The organism is Shewanella goraebulensis (assembly GCF_030252245.1).
GTDB classification, from domain to species: domain Bacteria; phylum Pseudomonadota; class Gammaproteobacteria; order Enterobacterales; family Shewanellaceae; genus Shewanella; species Shewanella goraebulensis.
Map to the genome: position 1 here is coordinate 2461320 of NZ_CP126972.1, position 20774 is coordinate 2482093.

19 protein-coding genes and 3 tRNA genes are annotated in these 20774 nt (G+C 38.7%); 5 read left to right on the forward strand and 17 right to left on the reverse strand.

From position 1 onward, the window contains the following. Window positions 1-48: 48 nt before the first annotated feature. Both QPX86_RS10325 and QPX86_RS10330 read right to left on the reverse strand, forming a co-directional pair. Window positions 49-681: a DUF2987 domain-containing protein gene (locus QPX86_RS10325; protein ID WP_285162569.1), complete on the reverse strand. Its 633-nt coding sequence runs from the start codon at window positions 679-681 to the stop codon at window positions 49-51. Window position 682: 1 nt separating this feature from the next. Further along, window positions 683-1489 carry a glucosaminidase domain-containing protein gene (locus tag QPX86_RS10330; RefSeq protein ID WP_220755609.1) on the reverse strand — a complete coding sequence of 269 codons (807 nt, stop codon included), beginning with the start codon at window positions 1487-1489 and terminating at the stop codon, window positions 683-685. A 173-nt stretch (window positions 1490-1662) separates the two neighbouring features. Here QPX86_RS10330 and yvcK point away from each other — a divergent pair, with 173 nt between their 5' ends. After that, the gene (gene yvcK, locus QPX86_RS10335; protein WP_285162570.1) at window positions 1663-2556 is read left to right on the forward strand and encodes a uridine diphosphate-N-acetylglucosamine-binding protein YvcK; all 894 of its coding nucleotides are present in this window, start codon (window positions 1663-1665) and stop codon (window positions 2554-2556) included. Window positions 2557-2652: 96 nt separating this feature from the next. Here yvcK and QPX86_RS10340 read toward each other — a convergent pair whose 3' ends face one another. The 5 genes from QPX86_RS10340 to QPX86_RS10360 form a co-directional block, all read right to left on the reverse strand. Further along, window positions 2653-3846, reverse strand: a complete 1194-nt coding sequence (locus QPX86_RS10340) for an amino acid aminotransferase (protein WP_285162571.1) — start codon at window positions 3844-3846, stop codon at window positions 2653-2655. 779 nt (window positions 3847-4625) lie between these two features. Further along, a tRNA-Leu gene (locus QPX86_RS10345) sits at window positions 4626-4711 on the reverse strand. 52 nt (window positions 4712-4763) lie between these two features. Next, window positions 4764-4837, reverse strand: a tRNA-Cys gene (locus QPX86_RS10350). Window positions 4838-4847: 10 nt separating this feature from the next. Further along, window positions 4848-4923 (reverse strand) — tRNA-Gly (locus QPX86_RS10355). Window positions 4924-5151: 228 nt separating this feature from the next. Next, window positions 5152-6588 carry a glyceraldehyde-3-phosphate dehydrogenase gene (locus QPX86_RS10360; protein ID WP_285162573.1) on the reverse strand — a complete coding sequence of 479 codons (1437 nt, stop codon included), beginning with the start codon at window positions 6586-6588 and terminating at the stop codon, window positions 5152-5154. A gap of 202 nt (window positions 6589-6790) precedes the next feature. Here QPX86_RS10360 and QPX86_RS10365 point away from each other — a divergent pair, with 202 nt between their 5' ends. Both QPX86_RS10365 and gap read left to right on the forward strand, forming a co-directional pair. Continuing rightward, on the forward strand, window positions 6791-7621 hold the full coding sequence (locus QPX86_RS10365; RefSeq protein ID WP_285162574.1) for a DUF2989 domain-containing protein: 831 nt from the start codon (window positions 6791-6793) through the stop codon (window positions 7619-7621). A 235-nt stretch (window positions 7622-7856) separates the two neighbouring features. After that, a complete protein-coding gene (gene gap / locus QPX86_RS10370) occupies window positions 7857-8867 on the forward strand; it encodes a type I glyceraldehyde-3-phosphate dehydrogenase (RefSeq protein ID WP_285162575.1) in 1011 nt (336 codons plus the stop codon). Between the two features lie 79 nt (window positions 8868-8946). On the opposite strand, the gene nadA is transcribed toward gap, so the two are convergent. The 5 genes from nadA to astE form a co-directional block, all read right to left on the reverse strand. Further along, a complete protein-coding gene (gene nadA, locus QPX86_RS10375; protein ID WP_220754431.1) occupies window positions 8947-10014 on the reverse strand; it encodes a quinolinate synthase NadA in 1068 nt (355 codons plus the stop codon). A gap of 106 nt (window positions 10015-10120) precedes the next feature. Beyond that, complete coding sequence (locus tag QPX86_RS10380) at window positions 10121-11722, reverse strand: dihydrolipoyllysine-residue acetyltransferase (RefSeq protein WP_285162580.1); 1602 nt, start codon at window positions 11720-11722, stop codon at window positions 10121-10123. A gap of 9 nt (window positions 11723-11731) precedes the next feature. Further along, window positions 11732-12709 carry an alpha-ketoacid dehydrogenase subunit beta gene (locus tag QPX86_RS10385; protein WP_220754433.1) on the reverse strand — a complete coding sequence of 326 codons (978 nt, stop codon included), beginning with the start codon at window positions 12707-12709 and terminating at the stop codon, window positions 11732-11734. Between the two features lie 2 nt (window positions 12710-12711). Further along, on the reverse strand, window positions 12712-13890 hold the full coding sequence (locus QPX86_RS10390) for a thiamine pyrophosphate-dependent dehydrogenase E1 component subunit alpha (protein ID WP_285162581.1): 1179 nt from the start codon (window positions 13888-13890) through the stop codon (window positions 12712-12714). 149 nt (window positions 13891-14039) lie between these two features. Then, window positions 14040-15071, reverse strand: coding sequence for a succinylglutamate desuccinylase (astE, locus tag QPX86_RS10395; protein WP_220754435.1), 1032 nt, complete (start codon window positions 15069-15071; stop codon window positions 14040-14042). 174 nt (window positions 15072-15245) lie between these two features. Here astE and msrA point away from each other — a divergent pair, with 174 nt between their 5' ends. Both msrA and trxB read left to right on the forward strand, forming a co-directional pair. Continuing rightward, window positions 15246-15725, forward strand: coding sequence for a peptide-methionine (S)-S-oxide reductase MsrA (gene msrA, locus QPX86_RS10400; RefSeq protein WP_285162582.1), 480 nt, complete (start codon window positions 15246-15248; stop codon window positions 15723-15725). 157 nt (window positions 15726-15882) lie between these two features. Further along, window positions 15883-16833 carry a thioredoxin-disulfide reductase gene (trxB, locus tag QPX86_RS10405; protein ID WP_220754437.1) on the forward strand — a complete coding sequence of 317 codons (951 nt, stop codon included), beginning with the start codon at window positions 15883-15885 and terminating at the stop codon, window positions 16831-16833. Window positions 16834-16915: 82 nt separating this feature from the next. Here the strand turns inward: trxB and QPX86_RS10410 are convergent, their stop codons facing one another. The 5 genes from QPX86_RS10410 to thrS all read right to left on the reverse strand — a co-directional run bounded on the left by QPX86_RS10410 (window position 16916) and on the right by thrS (window position 20743). Further along, window positions 16916-17488 (reverse strand): GNAT family N-acetyltransferase, encoded by a 573-nt coding sequence (locus tag QPX86_RS10410; protein WP_220754438.1) that lies wholly within the window; start codon window positions 17486-17488, stop codon window positions 16916-16918. Between the two features lie 119 nt (window positions 17489-17607). Continuing rightward, complete coding sequence (gene rplT / locus QPX86_RS10415; RefSeq protein WP_012325107.1) at window positions 17608-17967, reverse strand: 50S ribosomal protein L20; 360 nt, start codon at window positions 17965-17967, stop codon at window positions 17608-17610. Between the two features lie 18 nt (window positions 17968-17985). Then, entirely contained in the window at window positions 17986-18180 is a 195-nt protein-coding gene (rpmI, locus tag QPX86_RS10420; RefSeq protein WP_055023949.1) for a 50S ribosomal protein L35, read from the reverse strand. 88 nt (window positions 18181-18268) lie between these two features. Next, on the reverse strand, window positions 18269-18811 hold the full coding sequence (gene infC / locus QPX86_RS10425; RefSeq protein ID WP_248983241.1) for a translation initiation factor IF-3: 543 nt from the start codon (window positions 18809-18811) through the stop codon (window positions 18269-18271). Window positions 18812-18814: 3 nt separating this feature from the next. Then, window positions 18815-20743 (reverse strand): threonine--tRNA ligase, encoded by a 1929-nt coding sequence (gene thrS / locus QPX86_RS10430; RefSeq protein ID WP_220754439.1) that lies wholly within the window; start codon window positions 20741-20743, stop codon window positions 18815-18817. Window positions 20744-20774: the final 31 nt, after the last annotated feature.

Consider the following 20774-nt stretch of genomic DNA (forward strand, 5'->3'; position numbering starts at 1 on the left):
AAAAGCCCTCTATTGAGGGCTTTTTTATGAAGTAAATACCATTAAAAACTACATAACATAAGGACTGACGATACTTGGTTTAACATCAAAAATAATTGTCTGTAAATTATCAAGTTGTTCTGAGGTTAATTGCAACTGCTCTTGTATCACCTGCTTGTTACCATCTATGGTGACCGCGACTGGTAATTCTGAACCACTAAAACTGAATGTTAATCCAGAGATTGGCTTCCTAAAATATTTCATAGGAAACCCTTGCTGGCCATCTAATAGCGCATCCATATCATTCTTGACATCAATTAACTCTTCTTTCGAATATTTTATTTGTGTGGATTTAGCACGAACTTGCATTGCAACACCACAAAGTGACGAGTCCCCTGTTACTTCAATATTTAGCAAGCCTCTATCAGATTTTAGCTGTGCATCATAAGGAAGGTATAAGCGCTGATCTTTATCATAAGTCAGCGGGTATTCATTTTTTTCGGTGGTAATATTGCCAGATATCATTTCACAATTTTTATTTTTAGGTACGCTAAAAGCAACTTCCACTAATTGATAATTATGTTTGTTGACCTGCTTTAGCCTTTCATAAAAACCTGCGTATGGTATTGAAACTGAATCAGCTATGACAGAAGGACTGATTAGCATTGCTGCAAAAATAATTGACGACTTTTTTAAATTCATTTTATAAACCTGCTAAATACGCTTTGTTTTGGCGTAACATCTCTAGTAGTTCGTCAATATAAGCATCTTTTCGTTCAGAGTAATGAATTAAGCCAAATACTAATTCTTCAGCAGTCGGCTCCTTTTCTTGTGAACGAATGTCAGCTCTAATAGAACGTAATAATCGATAAGCTGAATTAGTATTTAAATTCAACATGTATGCTGCAATAGAATCTTCTGGCGTATCAAATGAAGCAACTTCATGATTCAAGCCTGCTTTTCTTGAAAGTGGCACTAAGCCACAACCTTTAGAAAAACACCATTGACCGAAATAGTTATTCCCTTCTTTGGCAAAGCGAGAGCTCCCCCAACCGGTTTCATTGGCTGCCTGAATCAATACCATTTTTGCAGGGACGGTATCGACTCTAATAAGTAAAGGAGCCAAGGTCGATTCATCAAACTTTTTAACTGAGTAATTATATTTGTTAGTAAGCTGTTTAAGTTTAAACAATTCTGCTTCTGTTAACTCTTGTTGATTGTTTAGGTTTGCTAAAATGACTTTTAGAAAGTTGCGTTCTTTCAAAATTAGTGCATTTTGATGATTAACAGCAGGAGCCATATAATCAAAAAAGACTTGTTTTTTGGTTGGAATATCATTGATAGCGGTGAAGTTAGGAACCGTTTTTTCTTCTATCTCATTTTGCTGAATTTCAGGCGTGGAAACTAAAATCTTTTCCAAAGTTGGAACGAGCCATACTCTAATCAAAATAATACTGATTATTACAAAGCCTAAACCAAGGGTAAACTTACCTACTCTACCAGTTCTCAAGAACAATCCTACCTTAATAATTTTTAAATGATTATACCCAGATTCATCACTAAAAGCAGTCCTGTGTTTATGCTATTATTCCTGAGCATTCAATTTTAGCATCAAGTAATAGTTAACATGCATTATTCGATGCAAGATTAGAAAGTCATCAAGAGTATGAAAGGAATCAAAAAATGATGAATCAAGATTTACATCAGTACAGTCATGTTGTTGCACTAGGCGGCGGTCATGGTTTAGGGCGCGTATTAGCAGCATTATCTTTCTTAGGCCCGAAATTAACCGGAATCGTAACCACAACTGACAATGGAGGCTCAACTGGAAGAATACGCCAGGATGAAACAACTATTGCTTGGGGCGATTTAAGAAACTGTTTATCTCAATTAGCCCACCGGCCATCCATAGGCACTATGCTATTTGATCATCGCTTCAATGGCGATAATGAATTAAACGGCCATAATCTTGGCAACATCATTATGTACGCTCTGGAACAACTTTGCGTCAGGCCAATGGAAGCGATTAAATTAATCCGCACCATATTAAAGATTGATACTCGCATTATTCCAATGTCTGAGGAGCCAGCTCATCTAACAGCATTAAACTTTGAAGGCAAAACAATCTTCGGTGAAACCAATGTTGATGGGATGAAAGAAGTACCAAGCTCTTTAGCCGTTGAACCTCAAGTGGCTGCGACATGTGAAGCTATTCAAGCAATTAACAAAGCAGAGATGATTATCATTGGCCCAGGAAGCTTTCTTACTAGCGTATTACCGCCGCTACTATTACCTGAAATTTCAAAGGCAATTCAACAATCAAGCGCTCAGATTGTTTTCATAGACAACTTAACCAATGAGTTATGCGCTGCTAATGCACTTAAATTAGAAGATAAAATAAATTGGATTAATCAATTAGTTGGCCGTGATGCCGTTAACAATGTAATTAGCCATGGTGACAGTATTGATATCGGCGAATTTGTTAGCTATTTTCCGCTAGTCAGTGATCATCATGCTGGATTACATAATAAAATACTTCTAGCAGATGCATTAGCAAGTGTGATGAAGAAGCTCTAAATAAAATGCTTTAATACAATATAAAAAAGAGCGAAGAGTAACATTACTTTTCGCTCTTATATTGATGTTAATGATCAATAGTTTACTTTCGTGTGATTACAGAACTTGCGCAATCGCTTTACAGATCACAGGGACATTTTGTTTAGTCATGCCAGCAACACTAATACGACCTGAACCAACAATATAAACAGCAAACTCTTCTTTTAAACGATTTACTTGATCTTTGTTTAAGCCAGAGAAGCTAAACATGCCATTTTGGCGTGAGATAAAGCTAAAGTCTTGCTCTACGCCTTCAGACTTTAAAGTATCGACAAACAACGTACGCATTTCTGCGATACGTTGGCGCATTTCAGTCAACTCTGCTTCCCATTCTTGACGTAAAGCATCATCAGATAAAATTGTGCTGACAATTAAACCGCCATGTGCTGGCGGGTTTGAGTATGTAGCTCGAATGGTTTTCTTAATTTGGCTGAAACTTTTCTGAGCTGCTGGCTCATCTGCTGCAACGATTGTTACAGCACCAATACGTTCATTGTATAAACCAAAGTTTTTTGAAAATGAATTGGCAATTAATAGCTCTGGCACTTTAGCCGCTACAATGCGTAAGCCCTGAGCATCTTCTTCTATACCTGCTCCGAAACCTTGATATGCAAAATCAAATAATGGCACAAGTTCTTTATCAGCACATAATTGGCCAATCACTTCCCATTGCGAAGCATCTAAATCGATACCTGTCGGGTTATGACAACAGCCATGTAATAACACAAGATCACCTGCTTTAGCGCCATGTAAATCAGTCAACATTGCGTCAAAATCCATGGCATGGGTTTCAGCTTTATAATAACCATACTCTTTTATCTCTAAACCAGCTGTCTGAAAGATATTTTGATGGTTAGCCCAAGTTGGATTACTGACCCATAATGTTTTTGACTCTGTATTTCTAACTAAGAATTCCGCTGCAACTCTTAATGAGCCTGTTCCGCCTGGAGCTTGGGCTGTATAAGCGCGTTTGTTTGTAATGATGTCACTGTCTTGGCCAAATAATAATGTTTGAACAACAGCGTTGTATTGTTCTACACCTTCGATTCCAAGATAGTTTTTTGTTTTCTCAGCTTCTAATAAAATGGCTTCAGCTTTTTTTACCGACTTTAACACTGGCGTTTGCCCTGCTTCGTCTTTGTAAATACCCACACCTAAATTGACTTTCTCTTTTCGAGTGTCTTTTTTAAAGGCATCTGTTAAACCTAAGATAGGATCGGCTGGAGCTTGAGGGACCTGAGAAAATATCATTACATCTTTCCTTCGTATGAAGTGAACCACTATTTTTAAGTATTTATACCATTGAATAGCACAATGAAATAGTGACTTTTTGTAATGTTGGAAGAATTAGTTCACAGTTTAAACATTTGGTAAATATTGACGTCAAAAAATAGATATTCTCTAAACATCTGGCCTTTGTGAAGACTACAAAATAGGTTTTATCTGATTTAGCTAACATTTTATCTAATGGATATAGAAAAATTTTAGTTAATTGATTTAGCCCTTGATTGTAATTATAAATGCCACTTAATAAATAGTTATCTTGTAATAAAAGACATCATCACTTCAAAACAACGAGGGATTCCACTCTTGACCCAATTTCTCAGATTTTAAACATAAAAAAGCCCCGACATTAGTCGAGGCTTATTTATAATGGTACCCGAGGCCAGACTTGAACTGGCACGCCCTACTTTAAAACAACGAGGGATTCCACTCAGATCCAATTTCACAGATTTTAGACATAAAAAAAGCCCCGACATTAGTCGAGGCTTATTTATAATGGTACCCGAGGCCAGACTTGAGCTGGCACGCCCTACTTTAAAACAACGAGGGATTCCACTCAGATCCAATTTCTCAGATTTTAGACATAAAAAAGCCCCGACATTAGTCGAGGCTTATTTATAATGGTACCCGAGGCCAGACTTGAACTGGCACGCCCTACTTTAAAACAACGAGGGATTCCACTCAGATCCAATTTCTCAGATTTTAGACATAAAAAAGCCCCGACATTAGTCGAGGCTTATTTATAATGGTACCCGAGGCCAGACTTGAACTGGCACGCCTATTAAGCGAGGGATTTTAAATCCCTTGTGTCTACCGATTCCACCACTCGGGCAAAAGTGTTGTTTTAACCGCTAACTAGTTCGTTAGCGACTAAACAAAATTTGTGGAGGCGCGACCCGGAGTCGAACCGAGGTCGACGGATTTGCAATCCGCAGCATAGCCATTCTGCCATCGCGCCGTTGTTTGATTGGAGCGACATATCGGGTTCGAACCGATGACCTATACCTTGGCAAGGTATCGCTCTACCAACTGAGCTAATGTCGCATATCAAACAATGCACTTGATAAAATTGATTAGTCAATTTGTCTCTGAGTGCGGAATGGAATTCTACCGTTTTAAGCAAATGTGTCAATGCGCAATTACACTATTTTACAGCTTTGCGAACTGTTTGATGCATAAATCAACGTATTGAGTAAATAATATCAATTGAATAAAAATTATAAAAAAAGCACTTCAACATGAAGTGCTTTTTAAATTTGCTGAGAAAACAGTTTATGCTTCCGGCAAAGACAATGTCGTTAGACCAAGCATCTTCTGCATAACACCAACAACCTGACAGCTATAACCGAATTCGTTGTCATACCAAACATATAAAATTGCACGTTTACCGTCAGCGATTGTTGCTTGAGAGTCAACAACACCAGCGTAACGAGAACCAACTAAGTCGCTTGATACGATTTCAGTAGAGTCTGTGTAATCAACTTGGTTTTTAAGATCTGAAGTTAATGCAATATCTTTAAGATATTCATTCAATTCTTCACGATTTGTTTCACCATTTAAGTTAACGCTAATGATTGCCATTGAAACGTTAGGTGTTGGAACACGAATCGCGTTGCCAGTTAACTTACCTTCCATTACTGGTAATGCTTTAGCTACTGCTTTTGCGGCACCTGTTTCAGTGATTACCATGTTTAATGGTGCACTGCGTCCACGACGGTCAGCACTATGGTAATTATCAATTAGGTTTTGGTCATTAGTGTATGAATGAATAGTCTCAACGTGACCATTTTCAATACCATACTTATCATTTACCGCTTTAAGGACAGGTGTAATAGCATTGGTTGTACAGCTAGCAGCTGAAACAATCATATCTTCAGGTAAGATATCGTTTTCATTTACGCCGTAAACCACGTTTTTAATCGCGCCTTTAGCCGGTGCAGTTAACAATACTTTGCTTGCACCTTTACTCTTAAGGTGAAGACCTAAGCCATCTTCATCTTTCCAAATACCAGTATTATCAACAACTAAAGCATCGTTAATACCGTATTGGGTGTAATCGACTTGATCTGGTGAATTCGCGTAAATAATTTGAATGTAGGTACCATTAGCAATAATCGCGTTATTTTCTTCGTCAACTTCTACAGAACCATTAAATGGTCCGTGAACTGAATCACGACGTAATAAGCTAGCACGCTTCTCTAAATCACCTTTTTTACCGCCACGCAGAACGATAGCACGTAAACAAAGCTTATTACTCTTACCTGTCTTTTCTATCATTAGACGTGCTAATAAACGACCGATTCGTCCAAAGCCATAAAGAACAACATCTTTCGAATCAACGTCATCACCAAAGTTCAAGCCTTGTTCCAGCTCTTTAGTCATGTAGGCTTGAATTTGTGATGCATCAGCATTATCACGCCAGTAATTAATGGCTAACTTGCCAATGTCCACTTTACAGTGCTTTACTGATAACTTGCTTAATGCTTCGACGAACGGAAAGCTTTCACGTAGGCGTAATTTTTCGCCAATGTGACGACGAACTAGTCGATGAGCTTTAATAATTTCAATTGTAGATGCGTTTAAAAGTGGTTTACCATAAACTAAGACTTCAACGCCTTGATTACGGTACAGTTTACCTAGTAAAGGCTGCATAGCCTCAGCCATTTCGAAACGTTCTTGCCAACTTTGTAGGTGTTTATCAGCGCTCATTAAAAAGATCCTTTATCTCATATTTCAGCATTCGTGTGCAGAAAGAATTGAGTAACAAAAAGAAAAGACCAATAATCGTTATTTGGTAGGGTTTACCCCTTTTGGTCGGCGACATTGTAATGAAATTTGCACTTTTTCGCCAGTAAGAAATTTTTAGTAAACGTGTAATTTTATTAGAGAAATTCCTGTTTTGGAGCCTATTTTGAACAAAAGTTTAGTAATAATTACATCATTTTCATTATTTGCTGCTTTATTCGGCTTATTTGGTTGTGATGTTGGCCGAAATAGTGGCAGCATTTGTAAAAAAAATCCTGAACTTTGTGCTGATTTACACAAAGATAGTTGGTGTTTAGTAGAAAAAGGCGACTTAATTCGGAGTCGTTACCAATTAAAAGTCACAGAAACCCCGTCGGGAAAGCAACTATATGATCAATTAATAAAACTTGAATCTTATAGCAACTGCATTGAGCTCGCTGCCGGTGTAAAACATATAATCAATACACATCGTACTGAGGACAGAGAACGTGCTTACGCTGTAAGTACTCAAAACTTAGCTCAATTACAAGAGTACACTAAAGATAACCCCGATATTTACCTTGCCTATTATCGTTGGACGAAATTTAATGACTTTCCTTCTCGCGATATCGTCATAAAAGCAGAACAAGCCGGTGAGCTGACTGAAACCTTTATGCTAGCTCAAGTTGCCTCTCATTATATTAAGGCTGATTTAGCCAGAGCTAAGTTGCTGTACTTGCATTTACTTTCTCATGTTAAGGCGAGCAATATAGATTCAGATTGGCTGCTCGCGCTCGCAACGATTTATAGAAGAGAGCAAAATACAGAAAATGAGTATTTGTTAACTAAGGCAAATACGTTAATGAGTGACAACACTGCTTCAGAAGAAAAGTTATTAGCGTTAATAGCCAATAATAATGAACTAGCGATGCAACTTAATATTGATGCTTTGGAACTAGTGAAACAACTTAATGCAGGTAAGTTTGATACAAGTGAAATTAAATTAAGATTTGAATAAACAAAGGCACGCTTGTTAGCTACACTAAAATGCAATTAATTAACAAGCGTCAGTGTATTGCACTTTCAAAAAAGACGTTTAAAAGTGCGAGATGTCGGATTTTGTAAATTAAATACAGATATTTTAGCTTTTATTGCCGTTTTTAGGCTTTTTTACTTGACGAAAATCGTTAATTTGGTAATTTTACTACCATATGATTTACGTAACAGATTTATAATCACTTGAGGGATATGCAATGACTATCCGTGTAGCAATTAACGGCTATGGCCGTATCGGTAGAAATGTTTTACGTGCGCTTTATGAAAGCGAAAAGGATTACCCAATTGAAATCGTTGCTCTAAACGATTTGGGTGATGCTTCAATCAATGCTCACCTTACCAAATATGATTCAGTACATGGTCGTTTCAACGCTAAAGTTGATCATGATGATGAAGCTATCTACGTTAATGGCGATAAAATCCTGACTTTCCAAGAAAGAGATCCTTCTAAATTACCTTGGGAAGAATTAAACGTCGATGTTGTTTATGAATGCACAGGTATCTTTACTTCTAAAGAAGCAGTACAACCACATTTAACAGCAGGCGCTAAGAAAGTTATTATTTCTGCTCCAGGTAAAAATGTTGATGCTACCGTAGTATATGGCGTAAACAATGAAGTGTTAACCAGTGACATGACAGTGATTTCAAATGCATCATGTACTACCAACTGTTTAGCGCCTTTTGCAAAACCGCTAAATGACTCAGTTGGTATTGAATCTGGTTTAATGACAACCATTCATGCTTATACCAATGATCAACGTCTATCAGACGTTTACCACACTGATTTACGTCGTGCTCGTGCAGCAGCTATGTCAATGATCCCAACACAAACCGGTGCTGCTGCAGCAGTAGGTTTAGTGGTTCCTGAACTTCAAGGTAAGTTTGACGGTTTAGCTGTTCGTGTACCAACAGTAAACGTTTCACTGGTTGATTTAACTTTCCAAGCGTCTCGTGACACAACGGTTGAAGAAATAAACCAAATTGTGGCTGATGCAGCAAAAACTTCACCGCTGAATGAAGCGCTTGCCATTAACGTTGAGCCTTTAGTTTCTATCGATTTCAACCATAATGCATTTTCTTCTAACTTTGACGCAACTCAAACACGCGTTAATGGACGACTTGTTAAAGTTATGGCTTGGTATGACAACGAATGGGGTTTCAGCAACCGCATGTTAGATAATACTGTTGCATTAATGACAGCCAAATAATTTGTTTTAATTGAAAAAGTTGAAACACTAAAAAGCCCTGCACTTGCAGGGCTTTTTGTTTTTAAATTTTGCTATAAAATTACGCGTTACCCTTCACTTTCATATTTAAAGTTTTGGCAAAATTAAGCATTCTGTTTAATGGTACTAGCGCATCATCACGCAATTCATCATCAACAAACACTTCATGGTCTGTTTTATCTGTTGCAGTAAGTGAAGCTTCAATAGCTTGTAAACCATTCATTGCCATCCAAGGACAATGGGCACAGCTTTTACAAGTTGCGCCGTTACCACCCGTTGGTGCTTCAATTAGTGTTTTACCTGGTGCGGCTTGCTGCATCTTATAAAAAATACCACGATCGGTTGCGACAATGAACTCTTGATTACTCATTGTTTGCGCAGCTTTAATTAACTGACTAGTTGATCCCACAGCATCAGCTAAAGCAACAACATTAGCTGGCGACTCCGGGTGAACTAAAATAGCAGCTTCTGGATGCTGAATTTTAAGCTCTCTTAAAGCTTTTGCTTTAAACTCATCATGAACAATACAATCGCCCTGCCACATCAACATATCCGCGCCAGTTTCTTTAGCAATGTAACTACCTAGATGACGATCTGGGCCCCAAATAATTTTTTTGCCTTCGCTATCTAGATGTTCAACAATCTCTAGCGCAATACTAGACGTCACTACCCAATCAGCACGGGCTTTCACAGCTGCAGAGGTATTGGCATAAACCACCACTGTATGATCTGGATGGGCGTCGCAGAAATCTGAAAACTTGTCGATAGGGCAGCCAATGTCTAATGAACATGTTGCTTCTAAAGTTGGCATCAATACCGTTTTTTCAGGGCTTAAAATCTTAGATGTTTCGCCCATAAACTTAACCCCAGCAACAATTAATTTCTTTGCTGGATGATCACGGCCAAATCGCGCCATTTCTAATGAGTCGGAAACACAACCACCTGTTTCTTCAGCTAGTGCTTGGATTTCAGGATCTGTGTAATAGTGTGCAACTAAAACAGCATCTTGGTCGATTAACAGCTGTTTAATTCTTGCTTTTGAAGCCGCTTTTTCAGCATCTGACAATAAAGCAGGTTTTGCAGGAAAAGGATATTCGATAGATTCGATATTCGGTGCCGAAGTGATCATTATGGTTCCGAGAAGTTACAACGTCCGGCGATTATACAAAAACGCTTAACAAAATTAAAGGACGCATTAGCGTCCTTTATATTCTTAAAACATTAGCAAGATTGATTTAGCGCATTGCTAATAACATTTCTTGTGGCTGTTCTAAATACTGTTTCCATAAATTACAAAAACGAGCAATAGTTCCGCCATCTATAACTCGGTGGTCACCAGACCAACTAACTTGCATTATTTTGCGTGCTTCCACTTCACCGTTAGCATTAAAGCGCGGTAAGGTTTGTAATTTACCTAAAGCGACAATAGCAACTTCCGGTTTGTTGATAATAGGCGTCGCGACTGTTCCACCTAAAGCACCAATATTTGAAATTGAAATTGATCCACCTTTTAAATCAGCAGGACTGACGCGACCGCTTCTTGCTGCAGTCGTGAGACGGGTAATTTCAGCGGCTACTTCTAAAATCGATTTATTTTGTACATCTTTGACGTTAGGTACTAATAAACCCACTTTTGAGTCCACAGCCATGCCAATATTATGGCTAGCTTTATAGGTGAGTTCAGTACAATCGCTATTCACCTGGCTATTTAATACAGGGAATTCATTAATGGCTAAGGACATCGCTTTCATAAAGAAAGGCATCATAGTCAATTTAACTTCATCAGATGAGTAGCGTTGTTTCATTTCAGCACGTAATGCCACTAACTCAGTTAAATCAAATTCTTCACAATAAGTAAAATGTGGGATTGTCGAAACTGACTCAACCATCATTTTAGCCATAACAGCTTTAACGCCTTTTATTGGCTCAACTCTATCAGATGCAGTCAACATATTGCTTGAAGTATTCGATGCTACAGCAGTACTTAACGTTTGTGTATTCACATTGGACTGTAATTGAGATGCTACTGGCTTAGTTGCAGTTTTACCATTGGCAAAGTTTTCAACATCTTCTTTATAGACTCGGCCGCTCTTACCTGTGCCAGGCACGTTGGCAATATTGATATCTAAACTACGTGCTAAACGGCGTACAGCGGGACTGGCTAAAGCTTTACCTTGTGCCACTGGTTCAGCCGAGACAGACGTTGTTGTTTCAGTATTTGCTTCATTAACCAATTGAGTTACTTCAGTCGCATGCGCAGTTGATTCCACTTCAATAGCGAATAACGGTTCATGTACTTTTGCAAGCTGACCTTTACGGTAATGTAGTTTAACAATTTTACCGTTTTTAATCGCAGGTATTTGAACAAGCGCCTTATCAGTCATCACATCTGCAATAGGTTGGTCTTCAACAACCATCTCGCCTTCTGCGACTAACCATTCAACTAATTCACACTCGACAATACCTTCACCAATATCAGGTAATAAAAACTCTTCGATAGCATTAGCATTAGAATTAGCGTTTGTAGTTGGTTGACTGACTACTTGAGCAGGGTCTGCAACTGATTCAGTTTCCGTTTCCGTTGTAATAGCTGATGTTGCATCTAGTTCTACCGCGTACAAAGGAGCGTGGACTTGCGCAATTTCACCTTTGGCATAATAAAGTTTAGTGATAACACCTGCGTGAGGTGCAGGAATTTGTACTAATGCTTTATCTGTCATTACGTCAGCAATTGGCTGGTCTTCAACGACAACATCGCCTTCTTTTACCATCCAATCAACAAGTTCACATTCCACTACGCCTTCGCCAATGTCAGGCAAAATAAAATCTTTAATCATATCTTGCTCCTAGAAATTGACTGAAGCTTTAATCGCTTCATAGGTTTTAAGTTCATCAGGCATATATTCTTTTTCAAGAATGAGCGGATAAGGTGTATCTAAACCACAAACACGACTAATTGGAGATTCTAAATGTAAGAAGCACTCTTCTTGTATTGTCGCTGCTATTTCACCTGCAAAACCACCCGTTAAAGGCGCTTCATGGTTAATCAATAAACGGCCTGTTTTCTTGACTGACGTAGCTACAGTATCAATATCCCAAGGAGCAAGGGTTCTTAAATCGACAATTTCACATGAAATACCATCTTTTTCAGCCATCTTAGCTGCTTTTTCAAGTATCTCCATCTGAGCGCCCCATCCAAGTAATGTTATATTATTACCTGCCTTAACTACTTCTGCTTTACCAATTTCAATTTCAAAGTCACCTGCAGGAACTTCACCTACAGATGCGCGGTATAGGCGTTTAGGTTCAAAGAAAATAACCGGATTAGGATCGCGGATCGAAGCTAATAATAACCCTTTAGCTTGCTCTGGGTTACGAGGAATAACCACCTTTAAACCAGGTGTTTGTGTAAAGTAAGCTTCTGGCGATTGCGAGTGGTAATGACCACCTGCTATACCACCGCCATATGGGGTTCTGAATGTTAAACCACCAACATTGAACTGATTGCCACTGCGGTATCTGAACTTTGCGGTTTCATTCACTATTTGGTCAAATGCTGGAAAGATATAATCTGCAAATTGAATTTCAGCAACGGCTGTCATGCCATTGGAAGCAAGTCCGTTAGCAAAACCTGCAATACCTTGTTCGGTGAGTGGCGTATTAAAACAACGTTCACGGCCGAACTTTTCCTGTAAGCCTGAAGTTGCGCGGAAAACGCCGCCAAAATGACCCACATCTTCACCAAAAACTACCATTCTTTCATCAGCAGTCATTGCAATGGCTAGTGCATCATTGATGGCGTGTAACATATTCATTTCAGCCACAATTATATTCTCCCTGCGCTTTTAGGATAAGACTTCGGATATTTTTTAATATGTTGTTTTAGCTCTGCAAGCTGCTTTTCTAAGACAGGTGTAGGCTTATCCAATACGTCTGTAATCAAACCATCTATGTGCGGTAAAGGTACTTTTTCTGCTACCTTAACGGCGCTAAGTACTTCTTCACGGTATTTCTCATAACGTGCAGCATCATCTGCTTCGTTTAGCCAATCTTTATTAATCATCCAAAGTTTAAAGCGCTTAACTGGGTCATGTTGCTCCCACTTCGCCTCTTCTTCTTTAGAGCGGTAACCAGATGGGTCATCAGATGATGAGTGTGCACCTAAACGATAAGTCATCGCTTCTATCAACACAGGTGCGTTATGCTCAAGAGCGTGAGCACGAGCTTGCTGCGTCGCTGCAAGTACAGCCAACATGTCATTTCCGTCCACACGTATTGTATGCATACCGTAACCTACGCCACGACTAGCAATACCATTACCTGCAAATTGTTCTTCTGTTGGTGTAGAGATGGCATATCCATTATTTCGACAAAAGAAGATGGTCGGTGATTTAAGTACTGCAGCCATATTTAGGCCCGCGTGGAAGTCACCTTCTGAAGCAGCGCCCTCACCAAAATAACAAATGGCTACGTTACGTTTTCCTTGTAACTTAAATGCATGTGCAACACCTGTTGCTTGCGGGATTTGAGTGGCAAGTGGTGATGAAATTGTTTGGTAATTGAGTTCATTACTACCGTAATGAATTGGCATTTGACGGCCTTTACCTAAATCTTTTTCATTACTGAACATTTGATTCATAAATTGTTCAGTAGTGAATCCACGGTAACGTAAAGAAGCATGTTCACGGTACTGAGCTAAGATAACGTCTCCATCATCTAATGCTGCAGTGCTACCTATAATAGATGCTTCTTCACCAGTACAAGTCATGTAGAAACTGATACGGCCTTGTCTTTGAGCACTGAGCATGCGCTCGTCTAATACGCGTGTAAAAACACAAGTATCATGAATTTTCTCTGCTAATGCTTTACCAATGACTGGCATAACAGCATTTTCGTAAGTGGTGCCATCTGCTTGCAGAATTTTTAAAATAGGAATGTGCAAGGAAGCTTTGTCTAAGAAGCTGACACGATGCACTGTTTCATTATTCAGTGGTGCGTTGCTCATATTGTGCTCTTATTATGTGAGGCCTTATAAAATAAAGCTTAATTATTATATGCGAACGAACATTACGTTAACGTAAACTTGCGATCAACTAATGTTCATTCTATCTGGTGAATAACCTTTCACTAATTATGTATATCTAGCTTTACATATTACTGAATATCTTCGTTAGGCGCTGGTATCAAACATAATACCGTGCGCTGTCCTACAGGTACATTTTCATTTGGAAAAACGATAGCTTCATACGGGTATTCAATCACAATTTCTTGGCCACCTTCTGTAGCTAAAGTCTGCCCTTGTTCGAAACCAGTAAAGTTCACAGTCGATTTAGGAAAAGAGAAACTAAAATCATCGAAGTGTTTATTGACTGAACGAGAAACTTTATACAAATTAACTTTGTTACTATCGAATGCTTCTAACTCAATATTATGTTGAGTTATCAATTGATTCATCATTTTACGAGTGTTAGCGAACTTCTTCATATCGTTTTGACCGAAAGGCATTACCTTACCCAATTCAACGGTAAATGCGTCAGCTTGGAACTGCTCTGAAGAATAATAGCTAAATGTTGTTGTAGGCTCATGATGGAACAAAATAGTATCCACATCGCAGCCTGCTAAAAACATAATTTGTTGCTGACTGAAACTTCTACCTGGTCTAAAAGGGTAAATTGCGAATTTCTCGTGTTTAGATGGCTTTATCGCAGTATGTAAATCGTAATGAATACGTTGAGAGGTTTTATTGTCTACGAAAAAGTCACGTACATAATCCTCTAGATTTTTAGCTCGTATTCTTTCTTTGTTACATAAGCCCTCACCCATTGAATGAGCGCCGCTAAATAGACGATTCATATTTTCTTCTACAAATCGTGTCTCCGTTAAAATTGATTCAGGGTTACCGATTAAAAACAAAACGCGATGCACAGTTTGTATTTTTTCTTCTAGCAATGCTTGAATAAGTTCATTACAAATTTCAATCGGCGCAGTCTCATTTCCATGAACCGCACACGACAATACGATATCTTTGGTAGAACCAGCATACGGTGTAAAACTAATGACACCGTTATCTATTATTTTTACTGTTGTTTGATTAGATAAGGTGAAACTGTGCTGGGGTATGTGCTTATCGATGTTAGCTAAAGTAAAAGCTAGAAAATCTTTTTCATCCATTAATTGTTGAAACACGAAGACTCCTTGAAAGACGGTTAAAACTGATTTGGTTTCAATAACAAGTGTTGATTCTAACACAACTGAGGGAAGCTAACGTTAAGAGACAATTACCATAGTGTAAATCTTTACTTGCATTCTGTTTCAGATTTAATATAATTTTAGCCATCTAGACTTCTTTATGGATATATTATGACATTAGCGACATTTGGTGCAGGCTGTTTTTGGGGTGTTGAATACTTTTTTAAACAGGTAGAAGGCGTTCTTGATGCAAAATGTGGTTATATGGGTGGTAAAGATCAGTTTCAAACCTACCAAGAAGTTAAAGAAGGTCAAACAGGTCATGCTGAAGTCGTTCAAATAGAGTTTGACGAAAAGGTTGTTTCTTATGAAACCTTGCTAGCTGTTTTTTGGCAAAACCACAACCCTACTACCTTGAACAAACAAGGTGATGATGTAGGTCATCAGTATAGAAGTGCCATATTTTTTCATGATGAAAATCAACAACAACTTGCACAATTTTCAAAACAGCAACTCACAGAGAGTGGTAAATGGGGAGTGCGCCAAATTGTAACTGAAATTGTGCCGTTACAACAATTTCATCAAGCAGAAGAATACCACCAAAACTATCTAGAAAAGAACGACTTACCTAGCTGTCACATAAGCTACTAAAATATGAACACAGTTAAGGCACTTTTAAAGGTGCCTTTTATTTACAGAATCGATTAATACAATCTATATCTTAGACTCTTCTGCGCTTTACCCCATCCTTTAAATTCCCTACAATCCATGCAAATTGCTAAAGGCATGAATACGGAGAAATACAATAATGAGTCAAACTCGTCATATTAACCTACTTATCTTAGGTTCAGGTCCTGCTGGTTATACTGCCGCAGTTTATGCTGCTCGTGCTAATTTAAAGCCAGTTATGATTACCGGTATGCAACAAGGTGGTCAATTAACCACGACGACTGAAGTTGAAAACTGGCCTGGTGATGCTGAAGGCTTAACTGGCCCTGCGTTAATGGAAAGAATGCAGCAACACGCAGAAAAATTCGATACTGAAATCATTTTCGATCATATCAATGAAGTTGATTTCAGCGAACGTCCTTATAAATTGAAAGGCGATAATGGCGAATTTACTTGTGATGCATTGATTATTGCAACTGGCGCATCAGCCAAATATTTAGGCTTACCTTCTGAAGAAGCATTCATGGGGCGTGGTGTTTCAGCTTGTGCAACTTGTGATGGTTTCTTCTACCGTAACCAAAAAGTTGCCGTAGTTGGCGGCGGTAACACCGCAGTTGAAGAAGCACTTTACTTAAGTAACATTGCATCAGAAGTTCACTTAATTCACCGCCGTGATACATTCCGCTCAGAGAAAATTTTAATTAATCGACTAATGGACAAAGTAGCAAACGGAAATATTATCCTTCACTTAGATCAAACTCTTGATGAAGTGACAGGTGATAATATGGGTGTTACTGGCTTGAATATGAAGAGCACTAAAGACGGCGCAATTTCGTCTTTAGAAGTTGCTGGTGTATTCATTGCCATCGGTCACAGTCCAAATACGGGAATTTTTGATGGTCAGCTTGATATGAATTACGGCTATATCACTGTTAACAGTGGTCTACAAGGTAATGCAACGCAAACAAGTGTAGAAGGAATTTATGCTTGTGGAGACGTAATGGATCAACATTATCGTCAAGCAATCACTTCAGCAGGTTCAGGCTGTATGGCCGCACTAGATGCTGAACGATTTTTAGATGCACAGTAAGATTATTCTAAGTTTAATATTAGAGGCATGAATAGTTTCATTTAGCCGAACATAATTAAACTAAATAAGATTAAAGCCGGCATTAGCTGGCTTTTTTATTGCCTGCGTTATTTGTAAGATTTAAGTACTTTGAATATAGAACCACATCGACATCCCCTTCTACATCTGGGTGTAAAATTGTTTCTATATATTGCATACCAAGTTTTTTCATAATACTAATTGATGCAGAGTTAAGTTCATCAGCAATCGCTGAAAATCTAATAACGTCAGGGTGTTGCTTAACAATATGCTCAATAACTGCTTTTGCACTTTCTGTAGCAAATCCCTTCCCCCATGCAGTTTGCTTAAAACGCCAACCTATCTCTAAATTTTTAAACTGTGGTTTATCAGTAAAGAAGTCCATTGGTCTTATTAAAATCCAACCCATAAAATTATCCTCTTTATTAAACACTTTCCACAAGCCCCAACACTTTTCAGGATTTAAGTAACTTGCAAGTCGTGGAATAAATACTTGTTCAATTTCTTGGCGTGATGTTTTTCTACCGCCATTGATATATTTCATAACGGCTGGGTCCTGATCTAATTCAAAAAGCAAATCAGCATCATTAAGTGACATGAGTGAGATATTAAGGCGGGAAGTTGAGATTACAGTCATAAAATTATTCCGTTAATAATGACGTTTTTATAATGTGAGACAGTACGGCATACTTAAAAATAAATGATAGGCATAAAAAAAGGAACCCTAAGGCTCCTTTTTTAAAGCATTTTAACTAATTACTTAGCTAAAGCTTCTTTTGCTTTTTCAACTAAAGTTGTAAATACAACTTTGTCGAATACAGCGATGTCAGCCAAAATCTTACGATCGATTTCGATAGATGCTTTTTTAAGGCCGTTAATGAAACGACTATAAGAAAGACCATTTTGACGAGAAGCCGCATTGATACGTGCAATCCAAAGTTGACGGAATTGACGTTTCTTTTGACGACGGTCACGGTAAGCATATTGACCAGCTTTAGTTACTGCTTGAACAGCAACGCGGTAAGTACGAGAGCGAGCTCCGTAATAACCTTTGGCTAATTTAAGTACTTTCTTGTGACGAGCACGAGCGGTTACACCACGCTTAACTCTAGGCATTGTTCATATCTCCTTTAATTAAGCGTATGGTAGTTGACGTGCGATTGCTGGCACATCAGACTTTGCAACTAAACATTTAGCACGTAAGTGACGTTTACGCTTAGTGCTCTTCTTTGTCAAAATATGACGTAAGTGTGCTTGTTTACGCTTGAAACCATTAGCGGTTTTTCTGAAGCGCTTTTGAACACCCTTATCTGTTTTCATTTTAGGCATTGCTAAAACTCCGCATTGGGACATTAATAAAACGTAAGGCGAGCAAAATCCTCAAAAGGACTTTGCTACTTTTTAGTGGGTTGCCCTACTATTTCTTTTTAGGTGCGAGGACCATAACTGCTTGTCGACCTTCCATTTTCGGGAAAGATTCAACAACAGCATATGTTTCCAAATCTGCTTTGATACGGTTCAAAAGATCCATACCTAGGCTTTGGTGTGCCATTTCGCGACCACGGAAACGCAGCGTAATTTTCGCTTTGTCCCCATCTTCAAGAAAACGAATCAGGTTGCGTAGTTTTACCTGATAGTCGTTTTCATCAGTGCCAGGACGGAATTTTATTTCCTTCAGCTGGACCTGTTTCTGCTTCTTTTTTTGTTCCTTTTGGGCTTTAGCCTTATCAAAAAGGAACTTACCGTAGTCCATTATGCGACAGACAGGTGGCTCAGCATTAGGACTGATTTCAACCAGGTCTACACCTGCTTCATCAGCTAATTCCTGTGCCTGTGAAATACTAACGATTCCAACTGCCTCACCATTGATATCCGATAAACGAACTTCTGGTACGCCAGTGATTTCATCGTTAATACGATTAGGGGCTGGCTGTCGCCCTGCTGCTCTCTTGATCTTTATGACCTATTCCTCCAACAATAATAGACTACGGCTAGAAATTTGTTCTTGTATCTTGGCAGCGAAATCATTGATTTTCATCTTGCCTAAATCGATACCGTCACGTGTTCTTACCGCAACTTCCTTATTTTCCATTTCTTGATCGCCTACGACCAATAAATAAGGTACACGCTTTAACGTATGTTCACGTATTTTAAAGCCTATTTTCTCATTCCTCAAGTCTTTAGATGCACGAATGCCACTTTCTTTGAAAGTTTTAACAATTTCGTCAACATAATCAGACTGTTTGTCAGTAATATTCATAACAATTACTTGCTGTGGTGCAAGCCATGTTGGGAATTTACCTGCATATTCTTCAATAAGAATACCTAAGAAACGTTCAAGAGACCCTAAAATCGCTCTATGGATCATAACTGGTGTTTGACGCGTGTTGTCTTCAGCAACGTAAGTTGCGCCAAGACGAGATGGTAATGCGTAATCTAATTGCACAGTACCACATTGCCATGCACGGTCTAAACAGTCATGAAGTGTAAATTCAATTTTTGGACCGTAGAAAGCGCCTTCTCCCGGTAAAATCTCGAATTCGATATCATTAGCAACAAGTGCTTGCTTCAGTGCTTCTTCTGCTCTATCCCACATGTCGTCATCACCAATACGTTTTTCAGGACGTGTTGATAATTTTACGACGATGTTGTCGAAACCAAAAGTACCGTAAGTATCATATACCATTTGGATACATTCACTTACTTGCTCTTGCACTTGTCCATCGGTACAAAATACATGTGCATCATCTTGAGTAAAGCCACGTACGCGCATTAGCCCATGTAGTGAGCCTGATGGCTCATTACGATGACAACAACCGAACTCAGCCATTTTCAATGGCAAATCACGGTATGATTTTAAACCTTGATTAAAGATTTGGACGTGTCCAGGACAGTTCATCGGCTTAATGGCATATTCGCGGTTTTCACTGTTAGTAGTGAACATCGCATCAGAATACTTATCCCAGTGACCTGAACGTTCCCATAAGTTACGATCCATCATTAATGGACCTTTCACTTCTTGGTAGGTGTATTGACCTAACTTTTGACGAATAAACTTTTCAAGCTCTAAATACAAACTCCAACCGTCGTTATGCCAGAATACCATTCCAGGTGCTTCTTCTTGCATATGGTAAAGGTCTAATTGCTTACCAATTTTACGATGATCACGTTTAGCCGCTTCTTCAAGACGGTTTAAATGTACTTTTAATGCTTTTTTATCAGCCCATGCTGTGCCGTATACACGTTGCAGCATTTTGTTGTCCGAATTACCACGCCAATATGCACCAGCAACACTCATTAATTTAAAGTGCTGACAGAACTTCATGTTTGGAACGTGTGGGCCACGACACATATCAACATATTCTTCATGATGATATAAAGCCGGAGTCGAATCTTTACTGATGTTTTCATCTAAGATTGCGATTTTGTATTCTTCACCGCGTGCTTCAAAAGTATCACGGGCTTCTTGCCAAGAAACGACGTTCTTAACAACGTTATAATTGGTTTTTGCAAGCGCACTCATGCGCTTCTCAAGAGCATCGATATCTTCTTGAGTCAATTTATGATCTAAATCGATGTCATAGTAAAAACCATTATCGATAACAGGACCAATAGCCATTTTTGTTTCTGGCCACATTTGCTTAATCGCATGGCCTAATAAATGTGCACAAGAATGGCGAAGGATTTCAACACCCTCTTCATCTTTAGCCGTAATGATAGAAAGTTCTGAATCAGTGGTGATTAAGTCACAAGCGTCAACAAGCTCGCCATTTACGCGACCAGCGATACACGCTTTCGCTAAACCAGGACCGATGTCTGCAGCGACATCTAAAGTAGAAACAGAATCTGCAAACTCACGTTTGCTGCCATCAGGCAATGTAATAATTGGCATTTAATTTCCTTATCCAGTGGTGACCCACACG